At 62.5% G+C, this 22,265-nt stretch carries 15 protein-coding genes and 1 tRNA gene; 6 read left to right on the forward strand and 10 right to left on the reverse strand.

What is annotated here, in order from left to right; genetic code table 11:
• Nucleotides 1–102: 102 nt before the first annotated feature.
• The 6 genes from ACZ5Y5_RS04880 to ACZ5Y5_RS04905 are packed head-to-tail and all read right to left on the reverse strand — an operon-like array spanning nt 103 to nt 10,542.
• Complete coding sequence (locus ACZ5Y5_RS04880) at nt 103–1,053, reverse strand: hypothetical protein (RefSeq protein WP_464810062.1); 951 nt, start codon at nt 1,051–1,053, stop codon at nt 103–105.
• Complete coding sequence (locus ACZ5Y5_RS04885; protein WP_464810063.1) at nt 1,053–2,588, reverse strand: hypothetical protein; 1,536 nt, start codon at nt 2,586–2,588, stop codon at nt 1,053–1,055. The genes ACZ5Y5_RS04880 and ACZ5Y5_RS04885 overlap by 1 nt, the downstream gene beginning before the upstream one ends.
• Nucleotides 2,585–4,327: a tetratricopeptide repeat protein gene (locus tag ACZ5Y5_RS04890; RefSeq protein ID WP_464810064.1), complete on the reverse strand. Its 1,743-nt coding sequence runs from the start codon at nt 4,325–4,327 to the stop codon at nt 2,585–2,587. The genes ACZ5Y5_RS04885 and ACZ5Y5_RS04890 overlap by 4 nt, the downstream gene beginning before the upstream one ends.
• Nucleotides 4,324–5,172 (reverse strand): endo alpha-1,4 polygalactosaminidase, encoded by an 849-nt coding sequence (locus tag ACZ5Y5_RS04895; protein ID WP_464810065.1) that lies wholly within the window; start codon nt 5,170–5,172, stop codon nt 4,324–4,326. The genes ACZ5Y5_RS04890 and ACZ5Y5_RS04895 overlap by 4 nt, the downstream gene beginning before the upstream one ends.
• Entirely contained in the window at nt 5,169–6,566 is a 1,398-nt protein-coding gene (pelG, locus tag ACZ5Y5_RS04900; protein WP_464810066.1) for an exopolysaccharide Pel transporter PelG, read from the reverse strand. The genes ACZ5Y5_RS04895 and pelG overlap by 4 nt, the downstream gene beginning before the upstream one ends.
• Nucleotides 6,567–6,585: 19 nt before the next feature.
• Entirely contained in the window at nt 6,586–10,542 is a 3,957-nt protein-coding gene (locus tag ACZ5Y5_RS04905) for a cadherin domain-containing protein (RefSeq protein ID WP_464810067.1), read from the reverse strand.
• A 642-nt stretch (nt 10,543–11,184) separates the two neighbouring features.
• Between ACZ5Y5_RS04905 and ACZ5Y5_RS04910 the strand changes: the two genes are divergently transcribed.
• A complete protein-coding gene (locus ACZ5Y5_RS04910; RefSeq protein WP_464810068.1) occupies nt 11,185–12,072 on the forward strand; it encodes an endo alpha-1,4 polygalactosaminidase in 888 nt (295 codons plus the stop codon).
• 53 nt (nt 12,073–12,125) lie between these two features.
• On the opposite strand, the gene ACZ5Y5_RS04915 is transcribed toward ACZ5Y5_RS04910, so the two are convergent.
• A tRNA-Arg gene (locus ACZ5Y5_RS04915) sits at nt 12,126–12,202 on the reverse strand.
• Between the two features lie 140 nt (nt 12,203–12,342).
• On the opposite strand from ACZ5Y5_RS04915, the gene ACZ5Y5_RS04920 reads away from it, so the two are divergent.
• Nucleotides 12,343–12,777 (forward strand): hypothetical protein, encoded by a 435-nt coding sequence (locus ACZ5Y5_RS04920; protein ID WP_464810069.1) that lies wholly within the window; start codon nt 12,343–12,345, stop codon nt 12,775–12,777.
• Between the two features lie 56 nt (nt 12,778–12,833).
• On the opposite strand, the gene ppdK is transcribed toward ACZ5Y5_RS04920, so the two are convergent.
• The 3 genes from ppdK to ACZ5Y5_RS04935 form a co-directional block, all read right to left on the reverse strand.
• Nucleotides 12,834–15,533: a pyruvate, phosphate dikinase gene (gene ppdK / locus ACZ5Y5_RS04925; protein ID WP_464810070.1), complete on the reverse strand. Its 2,700-nt coding sequence runs from the start codon at nt 15,531–15,533 to the stop codon at nt 12,834–12,836.
• 145 nt (nt 15,534–15,678) lie between these two features.
• On the reverse strand, nt 15,679–17,709 hold the full coding sequence (glyS, locus tag ACZ5Y5_RS04930; protein WP_464810071.1) for a glycine--tRNA ligase subunit beta: 2,031 nt from the start codon (nt 17,707–17,709) through the stop codon (nt 15,679–15,681).
• 78 nt (nt 17,710–17,787) lie between these two features.
• Nucleotides 17,788–18,660: a glycine--tRNA ligase subunit alpha gene (locus tag ACZ5Y5_RS04935; protein ID WP_464810072.1), complete on the reverse strand. Its 873-nt coding sequence runs from the start codon at nt 18,658–18,660 to the stop codon at nt 17,788–17,790.
• 163 nt (nt 18,661–18,823) lie between these two features.
• Between ACZ5Y5_RS04935 and ACZ5Y5_RS04940 the strand changes: the two genes are divergently transcribed.
• From ACZ5Y5_RS04940 to pth, 4 genes are all read left to right on the forward strand, one after another.
• Nucleotides 18,824–19,738 carry a TraB/GumN family protein gene (locus ACZ5Y5_RS04940; RefSeq protein ID WP_464810073.1) on the forward strand — a complete coding sequence of 305 codons (915 nt, stop codon included), beginning with the start codon at nt 18,824–18,826 and terminating at the stop codon, nt 19,736–19,738.
• Entirely contained in the window at nt 19,735–20,613 is an 879-nt protein-coding gene (locus ACZ5Y5_RS04945; RefSeq protein ID WP_464810074.1) for a TraB/GumN family protein, read from the forward strand. The genes ACZ5Y5_RS04940 and ACZ5Y5_RS04945 overlap by 4 nt, the downstream gene beginning before the upstream one ends.
• 146 nt (nt 20,614–20,759) lie before the next feature.
• Nucleotides 20,760–21,374, forward strand: a complete 615-nt coding sequence (locus ACZ5Y5_RS04950; RefSeq protein WP_464810075.1) for a 50S ribosomal protein L25/general stress protein Ctc — start codon at nt 20,760–20,762, stop codon at nt 21,372–21,374.
• 149 nt (nt 21,375–21,523) lie between these two features.
• Nucleotides 21,524–22,093 carry an aminoacyl-tRNA hydrolase gene (gene pth, locus ACZ5Y5_RS04955; protein ID WP_464810076.1) on the forward strand — a complete coding sequence of 190 codons (570 nt, stop codon included), beginning with the start codon at nt 21,524–21,526 and terminating at the stop codon, nt 22,091–22,093.
• The last annotated feature ends 172 nt before the right edge of the window (nt 22,094–22,265 follow it).

Consider the following 22,265-nt stretch of genomic DNA (forward strand, 5'->3'; position numbering starts at 1 on the left):
ACGCCAGATGTGCAACAGCAAACCCGATCGAGCCTCCGGGTAGCCAAGCGGACGCGCCCAACAACAACATATCGCCCACGGCACAGAGGCTCAGCGTTCGGATCACGCCACCTTGCCTCCTGGCACCAGCCACTTGCCTTGCGCGAACATATGTTCGCCCCCGAACAGCGCCGGGCAGTTGCCTATAAGCTCGGCCATATGGGCCAGTTCGGCCACGCGGGCTTCAGTGATGCGCAAGTTGGGTGCGCTATGAATGACGATCATCCCACCCAACTCATCTTCGTCGCGGAAAACCGGCAGCGCGACGAGGCCGAAATGCGCCAATATACCTTGCTCGGCAGGATGGCCCTCATGCAGCGGGCGGGGATCTTCCATCATGGCGTGAGCAAGTGCCGAACGGGACAGATCCGCCGGCCGCCCTGCTGCGTCCCGCCCCGCGAACCGGGCGACAACCTGCCCTGCCCTTATGTCGTAGAAGGTAAAATCTTCGGTCTGGGTAGCCAAGGCGATGAGCCGAGCGAGCGCATCAGTCTGCAGCGCGGGATCGGGTTCCGCCAGGCCCACTGCCGCGGCAACGGCTTGGTTCACTGTTCGCTGTTCCGTTGCGATCCGTACCTGCAGCTTGCGATTGATGCTTGTAAGGCGAGCGATGACCTCCGCCAAACGCTGCCAATTATTGTCCATCGCCTGATGGCGCTCGTCCTGCGCGGCAAGCCGGGCCATGCGGACTGTCGTTACCTCGCCTGCGACAAGCGCCGTCACCATCCAGAGCAGAGGCATGATGGAAAGGTGCAGCTGCATTTCGAGCTGGTCAGGCATATTCATCGCCGCATGCGGCGCTGAAAGCCAGGTTGCGGAGGCCACAAGTCCAGCCAGCAGCCCCATGCCAGTGCCATAAGTGATTGCCATGACCAGCACCGGTAGCCAGTAGGGATTGGGATTAACCTCCTGAAACGCGTCTCCGTTGAGCAGCATGTGGTCAACAGCCATCAGCGCCGCGAACATCACCAGCATCTCGGCGCATTGCAGAAAGACAGGCCTCTGTTTCAGCATCAAAGCCTCCCGAGATAACGTGTAAGCGCGACACGCAGATAAAGTTGACGGCCCGATATGCCCGGCCGGCTGATGGAGCTTACGCCCCCACTTGCCTGCAGACGCCATCCATCGCTGAGCCGCCCCGTTGCGCTCACATTGGCTGTCGGACCGTCGGTGTTTCCCAGCCGGTCGAAGGTCCAGCCGGCTGCACCCGTCACTTGCCACTTGGTCCACGATTTCCCGGCCACCAACTGGAAGCTATGGTTTTCGCGGTCGCTGAGTGGGATATAGGCAAGGCCGTTGGCGCGCTCACGGACTCGTCCAACATATTCGGCGTCAAGCCGATAGCTGAGGGCCAAAGAGGGTGACTGACGGCGAAGCAGATAGTCAACGCCGCCAGACACCGATATGCTCCGGGTGCGATCACCAGTGCCCCGCAGTCCGTAGCCGTTCCAACTGCCATCTGCCTGCACCGACAGTTCCGGGGTCAGCCTCAGCGTTCCGCCAATGCCCACCCGGCTTACATAGCCGCCAAAGGTCGATTGCTCAGGCGTGGCGACATCCGGCAGGCGATAGGCGAGCAGCAAGCGGCCTTGCCGTTCGGGCGGCCCGGCAAAAAGGCGCGCCCCGCCCCCGAAAACGCTCTCATCCAGCTGCGCGCTTCCTTGAAGCTCCAGCCGGACCGTGCGCGCCAATTGCACATTCGCCAGCAGATCGGCGATGCTGGTATGCGAAACCACATCGGTCAGAAGGCCGGCCGGGCCATAGACGACATCGGCCTTGCTGCGCGTGTAACGAAAGCCCGCTCCGACCGAGATATGAGGCCCCAACGGAACAAGCGCGTTCGTCGCAGCTTCGGCTTGCGAAAAAACCTTCCCTCCGCGCAAGGTCAGCGCGGCGGCAACATTGCCTCCCGCCTCCGCCAGGGTGCGGCGGGCAAAGGGGTCATCTGCCGCAATCTCGCGATAGCGTGCAGCGCCGAGGATCAGGGCGCCCTCGGCGACGTCCAGGTCCGCAATCATCCGCTGGATGCGTTTGTCACCAGGATATTTTTTCGCGAGGGGAACCAGACGACGACGCGCCATGTCCGGATATCCCGACGCCGCGTCGGCCTCGGCGCGGGCAATGGCCAGTTCACGTTCGGGGTCAGAGCTTTCGGCGATCGCGGGCGGAGGCGCTGTCGCCCCGACTGCAGCCCCGTCCGGCAGGAACCGGACAGCCAGCTTGCTGCCCTCGACGGCCGCCTTGATCCTGCGGCCCGACGCTGCGCGCATCACAAGGCTGTTATCGTTCCACCGCAGATCAGCCAAATCGGCTCCTGCGCGCTGGGCGAAGTCCTTGAGCGCTGCGTCCGAAATGGGACGGTCGAACCGGACGACAAGTTCATAAGAGCCAGGCTCCAACTGCAGATGGACTGGTCCTGACCAACTCAAACTGACCAGCCGCTCCTCTGAAACCGATGAGGGCGCGGTGACCTGATCGTCGGTCAGCATTGCCATACTGAGAACGGGCAGCGAAGGCGCCGAAAGCAGCAGGGCAGCGACCAGCATCATGGCCGCAGCACCTTGCGAGCCTTACCCGGATCACCGGCCGCGATCAGCAGCCGGGCATATTGAATATCAAGCTGCCGGTCGCCGGGCGACTGCTGGCGCAGAGCCTCGAACAGCGCGATGGCGTCGGATGTCCGGCCGAGCTTTGTCAGCAATTCGGCGCGCTCCCGCGACATAGCAGGAGTGAGTGGCAGCAGCCGAGCGAGCCATGGCTTTTCTCTTGAAGGGCCGCCCAGCTTGGCCTGCGCCGTCGCCATCGGCCGCAATGCCGCTCGGTCCTGCGGCCTGTCGCGCAGATAAGCCGTCAGTTGCTCAACTGCCCCGGAAGCATCCCCGCTATCCCATGCTGCCCACGCGAGCGTCATATGATCATCGGGACGGCCTTGGCCCGCATTTATACGTGCGCGAGCGAGGAGCGGGCCATAGCGACTAGACATAGCGGGAGAACCAAGCGCGGAGGCCGCATATTTGATTGCCGCCGCGTCAAGGCTGCGGCCGTCGAGCAGCAGATCAAGCGCCCTCCCCGCTGCCTCCTCATCATGCGCGGCATTGGCGAACCTTACGCGGTCAAGCAGCGTAGCTGTGTCGCGCGCATTCGGCCGTCCCTCCAGGAACGCCAGCGCACGAGCAGGCTGTTCACGGTCCAGATAGGCGGGGATCCATTTGGGATCGCTCACGGCGCGGGCGCGAAGCCAGGCGAGGTCTTCTGCGCCGGGCCGCGGTCCCATCAGAAAGAGCATGCGGCTGGCGGAAGAATCGCCGGTTGAGCGGCCTGCAGACTGCTGCCGCAGCAGAGCGATGGCGTCCTGACGGAACCCTTTTTCGAGCAACTGCTGCGCAACGGCGGCGCGATCCTCCTGACCTGTGGCTGCGTGCTCCAGCAGCAGGCGGCGCATCGCGCCACGGTCGCCCGAAGCGATCAAGATGCTCTCCCTCGCCGCTGTGCTGCCTGACGGCAAACGCGCGGCGTAGCGCAACGCTGCAGCGGTATCCCCCGCCCGCTGCGCCAGGGTCATGGCTAGCCAGGGATTGTCGCCGCGCCAGGACGACGTCCCAGCTCGATCGATCCGCCCGATCAATTCATATCGCTTTTCGCCATTCGCCCAGGAAGCGAGATCAAGCGATTGGGCGCGGGTGAGCGGAGGGATCGCGCCATGTTCCGCCGCCGTGATCAACATGTCAGGCCGGGCGAGCGCGTAGGACGCTTCCACGATATCGTGAGAGGGTGCTCTTCCTTTCGCCAGGGCGGCAGCGCGGAGCAGGTCGGCCGCCCCCTGATCATCGCCAAGCTTGCGATGCAGGTCGAACTGTAACCGCCACAGGGAGGGCGAATGTACGTCTGGCCGGCTTTCCAGAAAGGCGAGAGCCGCATCACTACGCCCGCTGGCGAGAATGTCGTAGGTGATGCGGTCGGTCGGAACATGAATGCCAGACCCTTCGAGCTGACTTACCATGCGCGACAGCAGTGGCGCGCTCGCCGTCGCAGTGGACGCGGTCAGCAAACGGCGCAGGTCGGTGTCCGTCAGCGGTTTGCCTTGGGTGAAGCGCCGCATCAATTCGGCTGGCGTGGCGGGGGGCAATATCGCTGCGGGCGCAGGGGCAATGAAGGTCGCTCGACGGATCGCGTCGGCGATCTGCCCTCGGTTCGGAAGGAGCAGCGCCGTCGCTGCCAGCAAGAGACCGCCTCCGGCCAGCGGACCGATATAGGCCATCTTTTGACCGCGGAACGTCATCGTCTTCATGATCTTGGCTCCGGTATGAGCCGGTCGAGCGCCAGCGTTGAAACATAAGGCTGGAACCCGGCGGCACGTTCACGCGCATAGAGGGCGGCGACGGTCGCCTCATCGGATGGGTCCCAATAATCCAGCGTCATGAGGTTGAGGCGAGGATTGGCGGCGCGGGCGGCGTTCAGCTTCACGGCCTGCCATTCCCAATCCTCGGGCGAGGTCAGTTCGTAACGCTTTTCGCTGAAGCTCCAGCGAGACGCCATGGCCTCGGCCAGGACAATGTCGATGTGGGACACGACCTTCGGCAAAATCGCGTAACCCCGGTTCATCATGATGGTCATGCCGGGGAAGCGCTTCCTGATCTGCTGGATCAGGTCTGCCGCGCTCGCAAGCATACCGGGCTTCTTCCGCTCAAGCGCCTCGGCATTGTCGAGCGTGTCCATGAAGATGCCGTCATAGCCCTTCAGCAGGATGGCGGGCACGAGTTCATCCAGCACCATCTTCTGCCAGGCGGGATGGCGGAGGTCGGCGTAGCGGGCGTCGCGCCAGTTGGGATTAGGATCACCCAGCGCGCCAGCCTTTGCGAGGGCGGGCGCGAAGGGACGGTTCATGTGGACCTCGCCAAGGCTGATGTAGCCCAGGATCGTCGCACCCTTGCCGCGCAGAGGCGCTAACGGGCGGTCGAAGCCGGGTTCGAGGACCAGAAGATTATAACGGCGGGCGAGCGTGGGATCCGTTTCGCCGCCATAGTCGATGCCCCACAGCTGCGGGCCGGGATCAGGGGAAGCACCGGCGGAGAGGCCGAAAACCATGAAGGAAATGGCAAGAAGATCGCGTCTGCGGAAGGGGAGGACGGTCATGGCCATAGCCTCCCTTGGCCAACGACGGCGGGGTTGTTGCCGACGAAGAGAAGATAGGTCAGCTGTGTTGTCGCTTCTGCGACCAGAGCAACCGCGACGGAGGCGGCGGCAACCGCGCCGGTCAGATAGCCAAAGCCGAAGCCCGCGATTCCCGCGCTGCCATAGACGAATGTGGCGGATGCGCTGACGATCAGGAACACGCCCCATACGGCGATGATGCGGCCGAAAAGGTCGTAATAGGACAGGATGATGCTCATCTGGATCGCGACCAGATGGAAGACCACGCCCAGCGCGGTGAGGCGGAAACCGAAAATACCGCGGGCGTCCAGGTGGAGGAAACGGATGATTTCCGAAGCCAGCACCCAGCAGAAGGCAGCGATGATCGCCTGTTCGACCATCAGCAGCCGCAAATCCCGCCGGATGACAAGAGCGACCTTGAGTCGGGCATTTTCGATGCGGCGGCGATTGGCGGTGCCGGTGCAATGTTCCATCAGCGAACCAAAAGCGCGGTCGAAGCGTGTCTCCGTCGTCACGAGGATCAGCGTCAGGCCGGGAATCATCGTCAGCAGACCTAAGAAGCTCGCCTGATCATTCACCGGATTGACGCGGAGTGCGCCGAGGGCGGCCATGCTGCCGGGCGCCCACCAGAGCATCCATTTGTCGATCCACACAGCCATGGCATTGGCGAGCCCGGCGAGCCCCAGCGCAAGCGCGCCGTGATTTTGATGCCGCCAATCGGGGCGCCAGGCTGGAACCGAGGGGAAATCTTCCCTGATGGCGGCAAGCAGCAGCGCCAATGTCACAAGCAGGCCGCCGCAAATCGCCGCGAGCACCGCAGCAGGGTGACGGGGCGCAACGAGGAGCAAAGACAGCGCCGCAAGCGCAATCCCGGCCAGATAGGCAACGAAGATCGGGACATAGCGGCGGGTCGCGAGGAGGAAAGGCCCCGCAACCCAAATCTGGGAGAAGAGCGTCATCATCGCCGTCGCCAGCAGAAACAAAACCGGATGCATCCCGGCCGCAAGACCAAAGAGGAGCGTGCCCGCGGTCAGCGAAGCTGCGGCGGTCCAAAGCAGCGCGGTCAATAAGATCGAAGGCAGGGCATCCCTGTCGCCCAGATAGAGACGGTCCGAAGCCAAGCGGGTCGCAACCGTCGCTATGGGTGCAGTGACGACGGCCGATATGCTGAACGCATAGACGATGCTGGTTTGAAGCAGCATGTGGTCGGCGGGCATCATGGTCGACCGAGCCCATCCGTTCAGGATAAGCACGGCCGAGGCGGTCACCAGCCAAGGGCCTGAACTGATGACCGCCCCGTGACAGGCTGCACCGGCAATGCCGCGCAGCCCGCCTTCCCTGGCAAGTCGATCGAGTCTGAAACCGATGCCGGCCATTTTCCGCCCCTCCCCCGCGCTAAAGGACGAAATCGGCGGCCGTTAGCGTGTGGCTCCCCAACAGCTTGATGGAAAATTCGGCAGTCGCGGGGTTGCCATCCACATTGCCCTGAATGATCGTGTCGCCTGCGCCGTCGATGAAATAGCGGACCTGGCCCGGCAGCAGGAACGGGGCTGTACCCTGGAAAGAGAAAGCCTGGTTGCCAAAGAGCAGCGTGCTGGCGTCGATGGCCGACAAGTCGATGCGATCGGTCCCTTCCAGGAAATCGGTGATGATGTCGGGCGCTGCAACCGTACTCTGGTTGGTCGCGGTGTAGATGAACCTGTCCACGCCCGCGCCGCCGGTCAGCGTGTCGCTGCCGACGCCGCCGGTGAGTTGGTCATTTCCTGTCCCGCCATCCAGGAAGTCGTTGCCATTATTGCCCAGCAGCCTGTCGTTACCGCCCAGGCCATTGAGGTGATCGATGCCGCCCGCACCAGTCAGCGTGTCTTCCTCGCCCGTCCCATTCAGCGTAGATCCCCCGGCCAAGGCAGTGAGCCTGATGCCTGCGACATTGGTAACGGCCACAGACAGATCCTGGAAATCCTGCAGGCCCTGCGCGTCCGTGGCGACTATCCGCAGTTGATAGATATTGTTCACATTGGCGTCGGTCGGCGTTTCATAGTCCGGCGCAGAGTTGAAGCTGAGCACGCCAGTGACCGGATCGATAGTGAAAAGCGCACCGTCAATGGAGGACGCCGCGATCGAATAGGTTAAGCCGCTTCCCGCACCGTCCGGATCGGTGGCGATCACGGTGGTCACCGCAGTCTTGTTTTCCTGAACCTGGATCGTCGCGGTAGTGCCGCCGCCGTTGGAGGTGATGACCGGCGCTTCGTTGACGTTCGTGACGGTGACGGCGATTGCCTGATCATCGAACAGCGACCCGTCAGAGGCGCGCACAATGACGTCATAAATATTGTTCGCACCGACGTCCGTTGGCGCTTCGAAATTCGGCGCCGTGATGAAGGTCAGCGCGCCATTGGTGCTGTTGATAGAGAATTTGGCTTGATCGGCGCCGCCAATGATCGAGTAGGTCAGCGTTGTTCCCGCATCGGGATCGGTGGCCTTCACCGATGTGACCGAACGGATTCCTTCAGCGATCGAGATCGCCGCCGTTGCGCCCCCGGCATTGGACGTGATGACCGGCGCTTCGTTCACATTGGTGATGGTGATAGCGATCGCCTGATCGTCGAACAGCGATCCGTCAGACGCGCGGACGATAACGTCATAGACATTGTTGCCGCCGACGTCGGTGCGTATTTCGTAGTTCGGCGCGGTAATGAAGGCGAGCGCACCCGTGGTTGGATCGATGGTGAATTTCGTCCGGTCCGCGCCGCCGACGATTGAATAGACGAGCGTTGTGCCCGGATCCGGATCCGTCGCGGTGACGGTCGTGACGGCCGTCTGATTTTCGGGGAAGGCGATCGCCGCAGTCGCGCCGCCCCCATTGGAGGTGATGATCGGCGCGCCGCTGAAGGTCAGGGCGACGTTATGCACGCCAATCGCGCCTATATCGAGGGTGACGATATCACCAACCTGGCTGACGACGGTAGCGCCAGTGACCGCCATTTTCGATGCACCAAGGGCCGCGATGTCGACGACCACCCTGCCCTCGCCCTGGATGGAGAAGGAGAGGTTGCGCCCGTCGCCCACTGCCGACAACAGCACTGCGCGCATCGGCAGGCTGGTGATATGGGTCACATCATCCTGCGCGGCCCCAAGGGTGATGGTGAAGGTGCCACCGCTTTGCGGCAGGAAGACGCTGTCATTGTCATAAGCGTACCAGCCAGCGACATTCTGGATCACCAGCGAACCCTGCCGATCGACGTCCAGCGCCATGTTGCCGACATTGGAGCCGGTCACGCTGGCTGTGATGGTGTTGCCGTTGACGGTGCTGGTGACGGTTGCCGCTTTCAGCGCGGACATGCGCAGGGCAAGATCGTCCAGCGTCACAAATTCCATGTTCGCATTGGCCGCCCGTGCGATCCAGTCAGTGAACATCTGCGTCGAATAGGGGCTATCTGCGCCGGGGCTGCCAGAGACCCAGTCCGCAGCGCCATAATCATGCCATGGCCAGACGATGACCGGCGTTTCACCACCCGCAACAAGCTTGTCGAATTCCGCAGCCCAGGCGGCACTCGCTTCGGCGATCGTCTTGTGCTGAAATTCGATCAGGGTGAAGTCGAACGATGTATTGGGCGCGAAGTAGATCGCATTCTGCTGATCGGGTGCGATATAGCCGAAAGCGTTGGGGTAGCCCGCTCCCTGCGCGGCATATCCGCCCGTCAGATAATGCTGAACATAGGGCAATATCTTTTCAGCGGTTGCGAGTGTCTCCGGCATGCCGGGCAAGGCAATGCCCTGGATCTGGAAGGCTCGACCAAGATAGGCGCTCAGCTGGCTGTTCAGGGTGCTGGTGCTGGTGCCAAATTCGAACTGGATCTGCGACGCGTTCAGCAGGTTCGTGTCTTCAGGATGGGTATAGCTGTGATTGCCAACCTCATTTCCGAGATCGAGGATCGCCTTGTAATAGGGCAGCGATTTGGACCAGTTCGTGGCCTGCCCATTGTTCGGATCGTTGCCGATATTCAGATAGAAGCTGCCCACGAAATTATAGGCGGACTTCCACTGCGTCAGTATCGGCAGGAGCTTGTCATATATCCCCGGAGTATTGCCGGCGGGATCGACATCCTCCATTTCCTGGCTCTGGTCCATATCGACGCGGGCAGCGACGATCCCCGCCTGCCGGGTCAATTGCAGTCCCACGGACGGCCCGGTGCCGTTGACCGAATAGCTGATCGCCTTTTGCAGCATGTTTGCGTCGGCCATCACGCCTTCGCTGGAAAAAATGACGTTGCGCCCACCCGTCTGCGTTGCGAGCGCGGCGGCATAGGAGTTGCCGCCATCGATCGTTTCCGTCGCGATGGTCTGGCCCGTGCCGCTGACGCTGGTGAAGGCATTCCAACCGACGCCCGTATAGCTGTTGACGAGCTGGCCATTGCTGTAGCCGTCCAGGACGAGGCCGGACGGGTCGGTGGCGGTCACCGTCACATTGCCCGTTCCGCCGGTGACGCGCGTGGCGTCGAACAACAGCTTCATCGTGGCATAGGGGTCGCCCGGTAACGGATCATTGTTGGGGGCGTTCGTCATGAACTCCCCAGCGGTGATAAGGCCGATGCCGAGTTGCTTGCTCGCCTGTTCGAGCGTGTGGGAGATTGCCGCCACCTGAGACGGATCGACATTGCGGAAGGAGGGGAAAATCAGCGTGTCGTAATGCGCGAGCTTGGCAAGGTCCGTAAGGTCGGATTCCGTCAGAATGTCGAACGGGATGCCGGCCTGCATCGCCTGAGATTGGACGGACATGAAAAGCTGCGAATAGGCGGTTTCGCTGAAATAGGCGTGGGCAGTCGTTTCTGAATAAACGATAGCGATCCGCGTATCGGAAGATCGTGTGACACCGGTGTCGTTGAAGATGGTGAACGGGGCAAGGCTGTAATTGCTGGGAAGGAAGACCGAGTCATTGATGTCGTAAAGGGTATCGATGGCTGCAGGATTGCCTATTGCGGCGCTGGGCAAGCGAAATTCGACGATCGTGTGGTCGGCGGACCAGGCGGCGGTCAGTCCCGACAGGATCAGCGTTTGACCTGCTGCTCCACTGTAGAGATTGACTGTGCCGTCGGCGGCGAAATTGACATTATATTCGGCGCCACCAGCAAATCCGAATATTTGAAAGCCGGTAGAACTATTGCGATCGGTATTGAGCCACGCAGTAGTATTTGTACCGATGGCCGTGGGAGCCTTTAACGCGAAGACGAAATCGCCATTATCAACGGTCGCGTAGATTTCGTAACCGGCGGTACTATTGCCGTCGATCCTGTCTGCGGCGAACCAGTCGCTCAACGAACCATCTATCGTGACGCTGTGACCGGTAGGCATGGCTGCTCCCCATCGTTATGGACCAAGTAGATCCACGTTCAGGTTAGCGACCCATTCTAGTTATATTTGCGAATCTCGTATTTCTCTCAAATTATCTGGTAACATTCGCGGTCGTTCATCTACCAGTATCAATAAAGATAAGGGCGGATATAACCCTTTATTTCTGGTGACAAATGGACGGCACTGACATGGCACCACTCCTCTGCTTCAAAGCAGATGGTTATTGCCCCCAGATAACCTGTTATCACGCGCCGGCCCCTTGATGGGGATGCAGCAGCGATCCTGATTGGGCTTATTGCCCATTGGAGCGGAGCGACTCGAATGCCAACCTTCCCGCTTATGGTTAATTCATAACAAGCCCAGTCCTAAGTCAACGCGAATGTTTTTTCATCATCGAAAGCCGCAGAATAGCCCATATGAAGGCAGATGGCTACTGTCGGAGCGATGCGTATATGTCGATGGATATATGCCTATTTCCATAATTCTACTTGCTTAGATTGCCTCTATTGGGTGACCCATCCTATTATGCTGCGTTGGACTTGCAGCCCGACAGCGGCTTAGCGAGTCCTTCTTTGGGATAGTGGCTGCTTGCTGGCGGGAGCGCGGTGAATGGCGGCGCGGCACGCAATGCGTTTGAGGAACATGGGCGCCACAGCCTTGGCGGCGGCGTTGCTGGCGGTCAGCGGATGCGGAGGCGGCGGGGGCAGCAATGGCTCCGGGACGCCCACACCAAGCCCGTCGCCGTCCCCTACTCCTGCACCGTCGCCCACTCCGTCACCCTCCCCTACCCCCTCGCCGTCCGCCCTTCCAAGCTGGGACTGGATTTTGCAGAGCCAGGGCCTGCCCGCGACGCCGCCAACGGTCGATTATCTGGATGTCGATGGCTTCGACACGGCGGCGAGCTACGTGACGCTCGCCAAGTCTCGCGGGATCAGGACGATCTGCTACCTGGATGTCGGATCGGCGGAGAACAACCGGCCGGATTATGCCCGGCTGTCCGCGATATCCGGCCTGCTGGGGAACGCCTATCCTGGCTTTGCTTCGGAGCGTTATATCGACATTCGTCGCTATCCCGAATTCATCCAGATCATGGATGACCGCCTGCGCATGTGCCGAGACAAGGGCTTCGATTATGTCGAGTTCGACGTCATGGACGCGTTCGAGGATGGCGCGGCGGCGACCGGCTTTCCGCTGACCGAGCAGGACATGATCAATTATGTTACGGCGCTGTCCTCCCGGGCGCGCGGCTATGGGCTGAAGCCAGTGCAGAAGAATGCGAGCGGGTCCGCCACGAAGCTGGTGACGCTGTTCGACGCGATTTTGTTCGAAGACTGTGTGCTGGGCAATTTCTGCGGCGACGCCGCGCCCTATGTGAATGCGGGAAAGCCTGCCTTCAATGCCGAATATCCGGAGAACTGGCCGGGCAGCTTTGACCGGGCAAGAACGTGCAGCGTATCGGCTACAGCCAAGGTGTCGACGATCATCACGGTGGTGGATCTAGACCGGCCCGCGCCGGATCGATGCAGCTGAGACGATCCTGCTGGATCGCCTGATAAGCTGCTCATTTTCTTGGAAAAGAAAAGTGGCGCGCCCGGAACGATTCGAACGTCCGACCCTCAGATTCGTAGTCTGATGCTCTATCCAGCTGAGCTACGGGCGCGTTGTGCAGCGGCAGATAGAGGGGGGCAGATGATTGGGCAAGCCCCTTTTTCACTTTTTTTACCGCGGCGCGGGCGCAGTTTCGCAATCGCAACTTTTGGCCGTATCCGCTCGTTCCGGATCGGGGAAAGGAGGCGAGGCATGGCTTTCACTTTGAACGAGATTTCGCTGCTGGTCATTGCGCTGCTGGCCGGGCTGGTGCTGGGCCTGATGATGAGCGGGCGCGGCAAGTATAAGCGGCTGTGGCGCGACGAGCAGATGGCGCATCGGCAAACGATCCGGGAGCGCGATGCTCGCATGGCGGCTGCTCCGGCAGCGGTGAGGGACGACGGCACTGGCCAGGACGATCTGACGCGGATCAGGGGGATTTCGGCGCAGGACGCAGCGGTGCTGCATGAGGCAGGCTATCATCGCTATGACCAGATCGGGGCGATGAGCGATGAGCAGCAGGCGGCGCTGGAGGCACGGCTGAGGCGTGAGCCGGGAACGGTCGCGCGGGAGGAATGGCGCACGCAGGCGCGGCTGCTCGGGACCGGGAAGGTCCGCGAGCATGAGCGGCGCTATTTGGAGACGTAAGGTGGATGCCCACCCCTAACCCCTCCCGCATGCGGGAGGGGGTTGATGGGTTATCCCTACTTCTTCGTCAGCGCGGCCTGGGCGGCGGCGAGGCGGGCGATCGGGACGCGGTAGGGCGAGGCCGAAACATAATCCAGGCCGGTAGCCTCGCAGAAGGCGATCGAGGCGGGGTCGCCGCCATGTTCGCCGCAGATGCCGAGCTTGATCCCCGGACGGGTCGCGCGGCCACGCTCGGCGGCGAGTTCGATAAGCTCGCCCACGCCCTCCACATCGATGCTGACGAACGGGTCGCGGGCGAAAATGCCCTTGTCCACATATTGCGTCAGGAAACGGCCAGCGTCGTCACGGCTGATGCCGATCGTCGTTTGCGTGAGGTCATTGGTGCCAAAGGAGAAGAATTCGCCGACCTCTGCAATCTCGCCTGCCTTGAGCGCGGCGCGCGGCAGTTCGATCATCGTGCCGACGAGATATTCGACCGAGGCGCTCTGCTCCGCGAAGACTTCACTGGCGACGCGATCAACGATCGCCTTCATCAGTTCCAGCTCCTTCTTCGTCGCGACGAGCGGGATCATGATTTCGGGGATCGGCGCTTCGCCCGAACGCTGCTTGATGAGGAGCGCGGCTTCGAAGATGGCGCGGGCCTGCATCTCGTAGATTTCGGGATAAGTCACGCCGAGGCGGCAACCGCGATGGCCGAGCATCGGGTTGAACTCATGCAATTCAGCGGCGCGGCGCTTCAGCGCATCCACCCCGACGCCCGCAGCCTTGGCCACTTCCTCAAACTCCGCCTCGCCATGCGGCAGGAATTCGTGCAGCGGCGGATCGAGCAGGCGGATGGTGACGGGCAGGCCCGCCATCACCATGAATATCTGCGCGAAGTCGTCGCGCTGCTCGGGCAGCAGCTTTTCGAGCGCGGCGCGGCGGCCCTTCTCGCTGTCCGCCAGGATCATTTCGCGGACTGCGGTGATGCGCGCCGCGTCGAAGAACATATGTTCGGTACGGCAAAGGCCCACGCCTTCCGCGCCGAAATCACGCGCGGTCTGGCAGTCCAGCGGGGTTTCGGCATTGGCGCGGACCTTCAGGCGGCGGACCTTGTCGGCCCAAACCATCAGCGTGCCGAAATCGCCGGCCAGTTCGGGCTGAACGGTCGGGACCTCACCGGCCATCACTTCGCCGGTCGACCCGTCGATGGTGAGGATGTCGCCTTCCTTCAATTCGCGCCCTTCGATGCGCAGGGTCTTCGCCGCATTATCGATCGACAGGCTACCCGCGCCGGACACGCAAGGACGGCCCATGCCGCGCGCGACCACCGCCGCGTGTGACGTCATGCCGCCACGCGCGGTCAGGATGCCCTTTGCGGCGTGCATGCCGTGAATGTCTTCTGGGCTGGTTTCGACGCGGACGAGAATGACGGAATCACCAAGCTCATTGCGGCGCTCGGCCGTATCGGCGTCGAACACGATCGCGCCGGAAGCCGCGCCCGGCGATGCGGGCAGGCCTTTGGTCAGCACATCGCGCGGCGCCTTGGGATCGAGCGTGGGGTGGAGAAGCTGGTCGAGCGCGGCGGGATCGACGCGAGCGACGGCTTCCTCCTCGCTGATCAGACCCTCGGTCGCCATGTCGACGGCGATCTTGAGCGCGGCCTTGGCGGTGCGCTTGCCCGAGCGGGTCTGGAGCATCCAGAGCTTGCCCTGCTGCACCGTGAACTCGATATCCTGCATGTCGCGATAATGGGTTTCGAGGATCTGGAACACCCGCGCTAGTTCGGCGTAGGTTTCCGGCATCGCCTCTTCCATCGACAGCGGCTTGGCCCCTGCCCGCTCGCGCGCCTGCTTGGTCAGGTACTGCGGGGTGCGGATGCCCGCGACGACGTCTTCACCCTGGGCGTTGATCAGATATTCGCCATAATAGGCGTTCTCGCCGGTCGCCGGGTCGCGCGTAAAGGCAACGCCGGTAGCCGAGGTGTCGCCCATATTGCCGAAGACCATCGCCTGCACGTTGACGGCAGTGCCCCAATCATGCGGGATCGAATTCAGGCGGCGATAGACCTTGGCGCGATCCGCCTGCCAGCTGCCGAAGACGGCGCTGATCGCGCCCCACAGCTGATCATTCACATCCTGCGGGAAGGGTTTGTTCCAAAGCTTTGAAACGAGCGCCTTATATTCGGTAACGAGCGCCTTCCAATCGTCGGCGGTCATTTCCGTGTCGAGCGTGTAGCCCTGATCTTCCTTGGCGATCTCAAGCGCTTCCTCGAACGCGCCATGGTCGAGTTCCAGCACGACGTCCGAATACATCTGGATGAAGCGGCGATAGCTGTCCCAGGCGAAACGTTCGTCACCCGACGCGGCGGCGAGGCCCAGGACGGTTTCGTCGTTGAGGCCGAGGTTGAGAACCGTGTCCATCATGCCGGGCATCGAAATGCGCGCGCCCGAACGAACGGAAACGAGCAGCGGGTCGGCCGCATCGCCGAACTTCTTGCCCGTCACGCCTTCAATATGGACGATGCCCTTGGCGACTTCCGCCTTCAGGCTTTCGGGGAACACGCCCCCATCCTGATAGTAGCGGGTGCACATTTCGGTGGTGATGGTGAAGCCCGGAGGCACCGGCAGGCCAATGGCGGCCATGCCGTCCAGATTGGCGCCCTTGCCGCCGAGGAGGTTCTTGTCACCCTTGCCGCCGTCATCGACACCGCCGCCGAAGCGATAGACATAGCGCGTCTGCGTGGTGCTCATGCTGGCCTCTTCCCTTGTCAACATAGTCGCGGCTCTCCTGCACTGATTGCCGTGTGTTTGTGCGATGCAACAATATTCAAACAACAAGCAGGCGGCGAACGCACCTGCTTTTACGATAATTGCTCTCTCACTTCATCGATTTTCCCGGTTAGCCGGGTATCTTTCGGTATTAACCCGCAATTTTCGAGAAGTCGGCCACCGCGTGAACGGCGTCGCGGACCCGCGCCAGCAGCGCCAGACGGGCGGCGCGCTTCGCAGGATCAGCGTCGTTCACCGTGACCTTGTCGAAGAAGGTGTCGATGGGAGCCCGCAATGTCGCAAGTGCGGCCATGGCGCCTTCGAAATCCTCCGCCTGCACCGCTGCGGCTGCACGGGGTTCGGCGGCGTCGAGGGCGGCGATGAGGTCGGCTTCGGCGGGTTCGGGGGTGTAGGTGAGTTCAACCTTCTCGGCAGTTTCAACGCCTTCCTTCTTCAGGATGTTGGCGGCGCGCTTGTATCCGGCAAGGAGGTTCGTGCCGTCATCGGTAGCGACGAAGGACTGGAGCGCCTTCACGCGGGCGAGCAGGCGGACGAGGTCGTCCTCACCTCCGAGGGCGAACACCGCGTCGATCAGGTCGTGGCGGACGCCTGCTTCTTTCTGCTGGACCTTGAGGCGGTCGGCGAAGAAGTCGAGGAGGTCGCCTTCCGCGATGGCCAGCCTCAGGTTGTTGGCCGTAACGATCTGGATAATGCCGAGCGCGGCCCGACGCAGAGCGAAGGGGTCTCGCGAACCGGTGGGCTTTTCATCGATGCCGAAGAAGGAGCGTAGCGTGTCAAGTTTGTCCGCGAGCGATACTGCGATAGTGACAGGCGCGGTGGGCACGTCATCACCTTGCCCGACCGGCTTGTAATGGTCGCGGATGGCGTCTGCCACCGCGTCGGGCAGACCTTCAGCGCGGGCGTAGTAGCCGCCCATGACGCCCTGGAGTTCGGGAAACTCGCCGACCATTTCGGTGACGAGGTCGGCCTTGGCGAGGCGGGCGGCCTGTTCTGCTAGGTCGGCAAGCCCACCCCCGGCCCCTTCCGCCTGCGGGAGGGGAGCAATGATGCCCTGCTCCACCAGCCAGCGAGCGAGCTTTGCTACGCGCTCCACCTTATCCGCGACCGTGCCGAGCTTTTCGTGGAAGGTGATGCGTTCCAGCTTCTTGGCGTGGTCTTCCAGCTTGGTCTTGCGGTCCTGTTCCCAGAAGAAACGGGCGTCAGACAGGCGCGCGGCGAGGACCTTGCGGTTGCCGGCGATGATCGCCTCGCCGCCATCCTTCGCCTCGATATTGGCAGTGCAGATGAAGGCGGGGGCCAGCTTGCCGCTGGCGTCGCGCAGGACGAAATATTTCTGATTTATCCGTAGGGTTAGCTGGATAACCTCAGGTGGCACATCAAGGAAGGCGGGATCGAAATCGCCGAGCAGCGGGACCGGCCATTCGGTGAGGCCGGCGTTCTCCGCGACGAGGCCCTTGTCCTCGATGACGGAGTAGCCCTTCGCGGCGGCGGCTTCGTTCGCCTTTGCCTCGATGATCGCCTGGCGTTCCTGATGGCTGACGATCACATGGCAAGCGCGCAGCTTTTCGACATAGTCGTGCGCGCCGCCGATGGTGATCTCACCGGGGTGGTGGAAGCGGTGTCCGAGCGTGGCGTAGCCGCTGCGTATGCCTTCGATCTCGATATCAACCAAATCTTCGCCAAGGATGGCGACGATGCCCTGGAGCGGGCGGACCCAGCGGAGGCTCTCGGTCGTCTGCGAGGCGGCGCCCCAGCGCATGGATTTGGGCCATGGGAATGCGCGGACAATCGCGGGGACGGCTTCTGCGAGGACTTCGGCGGTGGAGCGGCCGGGCTTGTTGACGGTGGCGAACCAGACGCCATCGCGGTCTTCAAGCTGGTCCTGGCTCAGGCCAGTCTTGCGGAGGAATCCCTCGAGCGCCTGTGCGGGCGCGGAGGTGCGGGGGCCCTTGAACTCCTCGCTGACGGCAGCGGTTTCCAGCGGGAGGTTGCGCGCGATCAGGGCGAGGCGGCGGGGCGTAACGAAGCTGTCGATGCTTTCCGGCTTCAGGCCAGCCTTCGCCAGTTCCTCGGTGAAGAGGCCGGCGAGATCTTCCGACGCTTTGAGCTGCATGCGTGCGGGGATTTCTTCGCAGCGCAGTTCGAGGAGGAAGTCAGTCATGTGCCGACACCATGATATTGGAAAGAGAGATGAAGGGCTTCGATAGGCTCAGCCCGAACGGGGATAGGCTGATCTCCATCACGCCGCCCACCCGTTCACTTCCATCCACTTCTCACACGCGCCCTTGGCGAGGTCGCGGACGCGGCCGATGTAGCTGGCGCGTTCCTGCACCGAAATGACGCCGCGCGCCTGGAGCAGGTTGAAGACATGACTCGCCTTGATCGCCTGGTCATAGGCGGCGAGCGGGACGCCTGCCTCGAGCGACGCCTTGCACTCGGCCTCGGCGTCCTTGAACCAGCGGAACAGCTTTTCGGTGTCGGCGATCTCGAAATTCCATTTCGACATCTGCTGCTCATTGGCGAGGAAGACGTCGCCATAAGTGACGCCCGCGTCATTGAACTTCAGGTCATAGACGCTGTCGACGCCCTGAATATACATGGCGAGGCGTTCGAGGCCGTAGGTCAGCTCACCAGCGACAGGCTTGCAGTCGAATCCGCCCATCTGCTGGAAATAGGTGAACTGGGTGACTTCCATGCCATCGCACCAGACTTCCCAGCCAAGGCCCCATGCGCCGAGCGTCGGGCTTTCCCAGTCATCCTCGACGAAGCGGATGTCATGGACGAGCGGATCGATGCCGATCTCGGCCAGGCTTCCCAGGTAGAGTTCCTGGAGGTTCGCCGGGGACGGCTTCATGATGACCTGATATTGGTAATAATGCTGGAGACGATTGGGGTTTTCGCCATAGCGGCCATCGGTCGGGCGGCGGCTGGGCTGCACATAGGCGGCGTTCCAGGGGTTCGGCCCGAGGCTGCGCAAGGTGGTGGCGGGATGGAAGGTGCCCGCGCCGACTTCCATGTCATAGGGCTGCAGGATGACGCAGCCTTGGCGGCCCCAATAGGCGTGCAGGGTCAGGATCAGGTCCTGAAAGGAGAGCGGCTTGCCTGTCGCCACGGACGGTCCCTTGCGAAAATGACGGTTTGATCGCGCGCGCCTTGGCGCAGGAGGGCTTTAGGGTCAAGGGAAAGAGGGCGCGGAGGCGGTTAATCCGCTTGCCCTGAAGGCCCCTGCCCCGCATGGATGGCGGCGAAACCTTTCGATATGGATCGACGCCGATATGAAATGGCCCCTTCCCCGCTTGCTGGCCGCCGGCCTGCTCTTGCTGACCGGTTGCGCGCAGGAGCAGACCGCCTCGGCGCGGCCCGCTGCGGCGAAGACGGCCTATGTGACGCCCGCGCTCTGGCGGGTGAAGGATGCGGATACGACCGTCTATCTGTTCGGCACGGTTCATGTGCTGAAGCCCGGAATCGAATGGTTCCAGGGCGGGATCAAGCGGGCGTTCGATGGATCGGACGAGCTGGTGCTGGAGATTGTCGAGCCTGAGGACCCGCAGGCGATGGCGGCTTCGATGGCGCATACGGCTCTGGCGCGGGACGGCGTTAAGCTCTCCGACCGGCTGAGCGCCGACGAACGCGGGAAATATCAGGCGGCGATGGCGGCAAACGGCCTGCCCTGGCAGATGTTCGAAGCGTTCAATCCCTGGATGGCGGGCATGGCGCTGTCGGTGCAGCCGCTGGAGAAGCTGGGCTACAAAGCGGATCTGGGCGCGGAGAAGACGCTGACGGCGGCAGCCAAGGCTGCGGGGAAGAAGGTGGGCGCGCTGGAGACTGTGGAGCAGCAGCTCGGCTATTTCGCGGGCCTGCCGATGGAAAGTCAGCTCAAGTTCCTGAACGCGACGGTCGAGGGCCTGCCAGACATGGATGCCGAGTTCGCCCGGCTGATCGCGCATTGGAAGGAAGGCGATCCCGAGAAGCTGGCGGCGGAGATGAACGAGTCGCTTGAGACGACGCCGGAACTGGCTCAGGTGCTGCTGATCCAGCGAAACGCCAACTGGGCGAAGTGGATCAAGGGACGACTGGCGCAACCGGGAACGGTGTTCATTGCGGTCGGCGCGGGGCATCTGGCAGGCAAGGGCAGCGTGCAGGATCAGTTGAAGGCGCTGGGAGTGGCGTCGGCCAGGGTGGCTGAGTGAGGTTGCTGCGATGGCTGGGCCTGTGCGCGCTGCTGCTGGTGGCGGCGTGCGGGCGCGAGCCGGTAGCGCCGCCAGCAGGCCAAGGCCCGGCATTGTGGCGCGTGGAAGGACATGGGCTGGACGGGTGGCTGTTCGGGACCATCCATGTGCTGCCCAAGGGCGTGGCGTGGCGGACGGACAAGATCAGGGCGGCGATCGAGGAATCTGACCAGCTGGTGCTGGAATCGGCGGAAATCCAGGACCGCCCGCGCACCATGGCGCTGTTCGAGAAAATGGGGCGCAGTCCTGGCCTGCCTCCTCTGGAAACCCGCGTGCCCGCCGAAGAGCGGGATGAACTTCAGCGGATTGCTGGTGAGGGTGGGACGAGCACGCAGCTTCTGTCAGGCTATGAAAGCTGGGCGGCGGCCATGCTGTTATCGGCGGCAGCGCAGCAATCCTTGCATGTAAGCGGGGACGAGGGCGTCGAACCCGTACTGATCGATGGATTCCGGACAGCGGGCAAGCCGATCAGCGGGCTGGAAACAGTGGCGCGGCAGTTTGGCGCCTTTGATACGCTTCCGGAGGCCGCCCAGCGGCGATTGCTGGCGCAAACGGTGGAGGAAGCGCGGGGGATGAAGGCCCTTTATGAGCGCATTTTGCGGGCGTGGCTGGAAGGCGACATGGCAGCGATCGCGCGGGAAGATGAGGTGGGGGAGCAACCCGATCCTGTGGTGGAGCAGGCGGTGCTGATTGCGCGCAATCGGGACTGGAGCGAGGCGGTGGGGAAGCTTCGGGGGCGGCCCTTCATTGCGGTGGGAACGGGGCATCTGACCGGGCGGGACAATCTGATCGGCCTGCTGGAGGCCAAGGGATACAAGATCACGCGGGTACAGTGACCGGTTCCTCGACTGCGCTCGAAACGAACGGGGTTGAGGGTGTCGCTTGCCTTCTCCCGCTTTTCTGCTATTGGGCCGCGGTCCCGGCATGGTCATCCCTGGAGGCGTGACGGGCGCTTACATCAATTTGCTTTTGGAGACACGCAATGAGCGAGCAGCTTACGCTGTCGGCCGAGGCACGCGATCGGGCAGGCAAGGGAGCCTCCCGCGCTCTCCGCCGTGAGGGCCGCGTACCCGCCGTCATCTATGGTAACAATGAAGAACCGCAGTCGATCCACATTGAGGAAAAGCTCCTCAACAAGCTGCTCGGCACCGGCCACTTCTTCAACTCGGTCGTCATGGTCGAGGTTGGCGGCAAGCAGGTCCGTACCCTGCCCAAGGACGTCGCCTTCCATCCCGTGAGCGACCGTCCGCTGCACGCCGACTTCCTGCGCGTTTCCGAACACGCCACCGTCCACGTCAACGTGCCGGTCATCTTCAAGAATGAAGATGCTTCGCCGGGCCTGAAGAAGGGCGGCGTGCTGAACATCGTCGCGCATGAGATCGAACTGATCGTCGATGCGGCCGAAATCCCCGACGATGTCGTCGTCGACTTGACCGGCCTGGACGTGGGCGAATCGATCCATATCGGCGCGCTGAAGCTGCCGAAGGGCGCCAAGGCGGCCCATGTGGAAACCGACTTCACCGTCGCGACCATCGTTGCTCCGTCGGCTCTCAAGAGCGCCGAGGGCGACAACGAAACTCCGGCTGAAGGCGCCTAAGCCTTCAAGATCGTCGGTGGCGGTTGACGCCATTTGCTCACCCCCGTTCGGGCTGAGCTTGTCGAAGCCCTGCTCTTTCGCTCGAAAGAGACATGGAGCCATTCGGCAGGCCAGCGCGAACGGGGGTTTGCTCATTTGGAGATTTTTGGATGCAGATCTGGGTGGGGATAGGCAATCCGGGCACGCAATATGCGATGCACCGGCACAATGTCGGCTTCATGGCGGCCGATGTGATCGCCGACCTGCACCGCTTCTCTCCGCCGAAGAAGCAATTCCAAGGCTGGGTCCAGGAAGGGCGCATCGGCCCGGAGAAGATCATCCTGCTGAAGCCTGGCACGTTCATGAACGAGAGCGGCCGCTCAGTGGGCGAAGCCATGCGCTTCTACAAGCTGACGCCGGAGGATGTGACCGTCTTTCATGACGAATTGGACCTTGCGCCGATGAAGGTGAAGGTGAAGCGCGGCGGCGGCAATGCGGGGCATAACGGCCTGCGATCGACGGACGCGCATATCGGGCCGGACTTTCGCCGCGTACGGATCGGCATCGGGCATCCGGGTCATAAGGACCGGGTGCACGGCTACGTGCTGGGCAATTATCACAAGAGCGAGATGGACGCGCTTTCCGACATGCTGGGAGCGATCGGGGCTGAGGCGGAATGGCTGGCCAAGGGCGACGATGCGCGGTTCATGAATGAGGTTGCGCTGCGGCTGGCGGATTGACTGGGGCGTAGCGCGGCGACAGGCAGCGTGCTCCTGCGCTAGCAGGAGCCTAGGCCCGACGTCAGAACTGGACTCCTGCCTGCGCAGGCGCACTGTAGCGCTTCCGACATTCGCCTGACCGGCGCTCCCGCGCGATAAACCGCGATGAACCGATTGCCCCTTGTCGCATTAC

Source organism: Sphingobium sp. TomTYG65, from assembly GCF_055395525.1.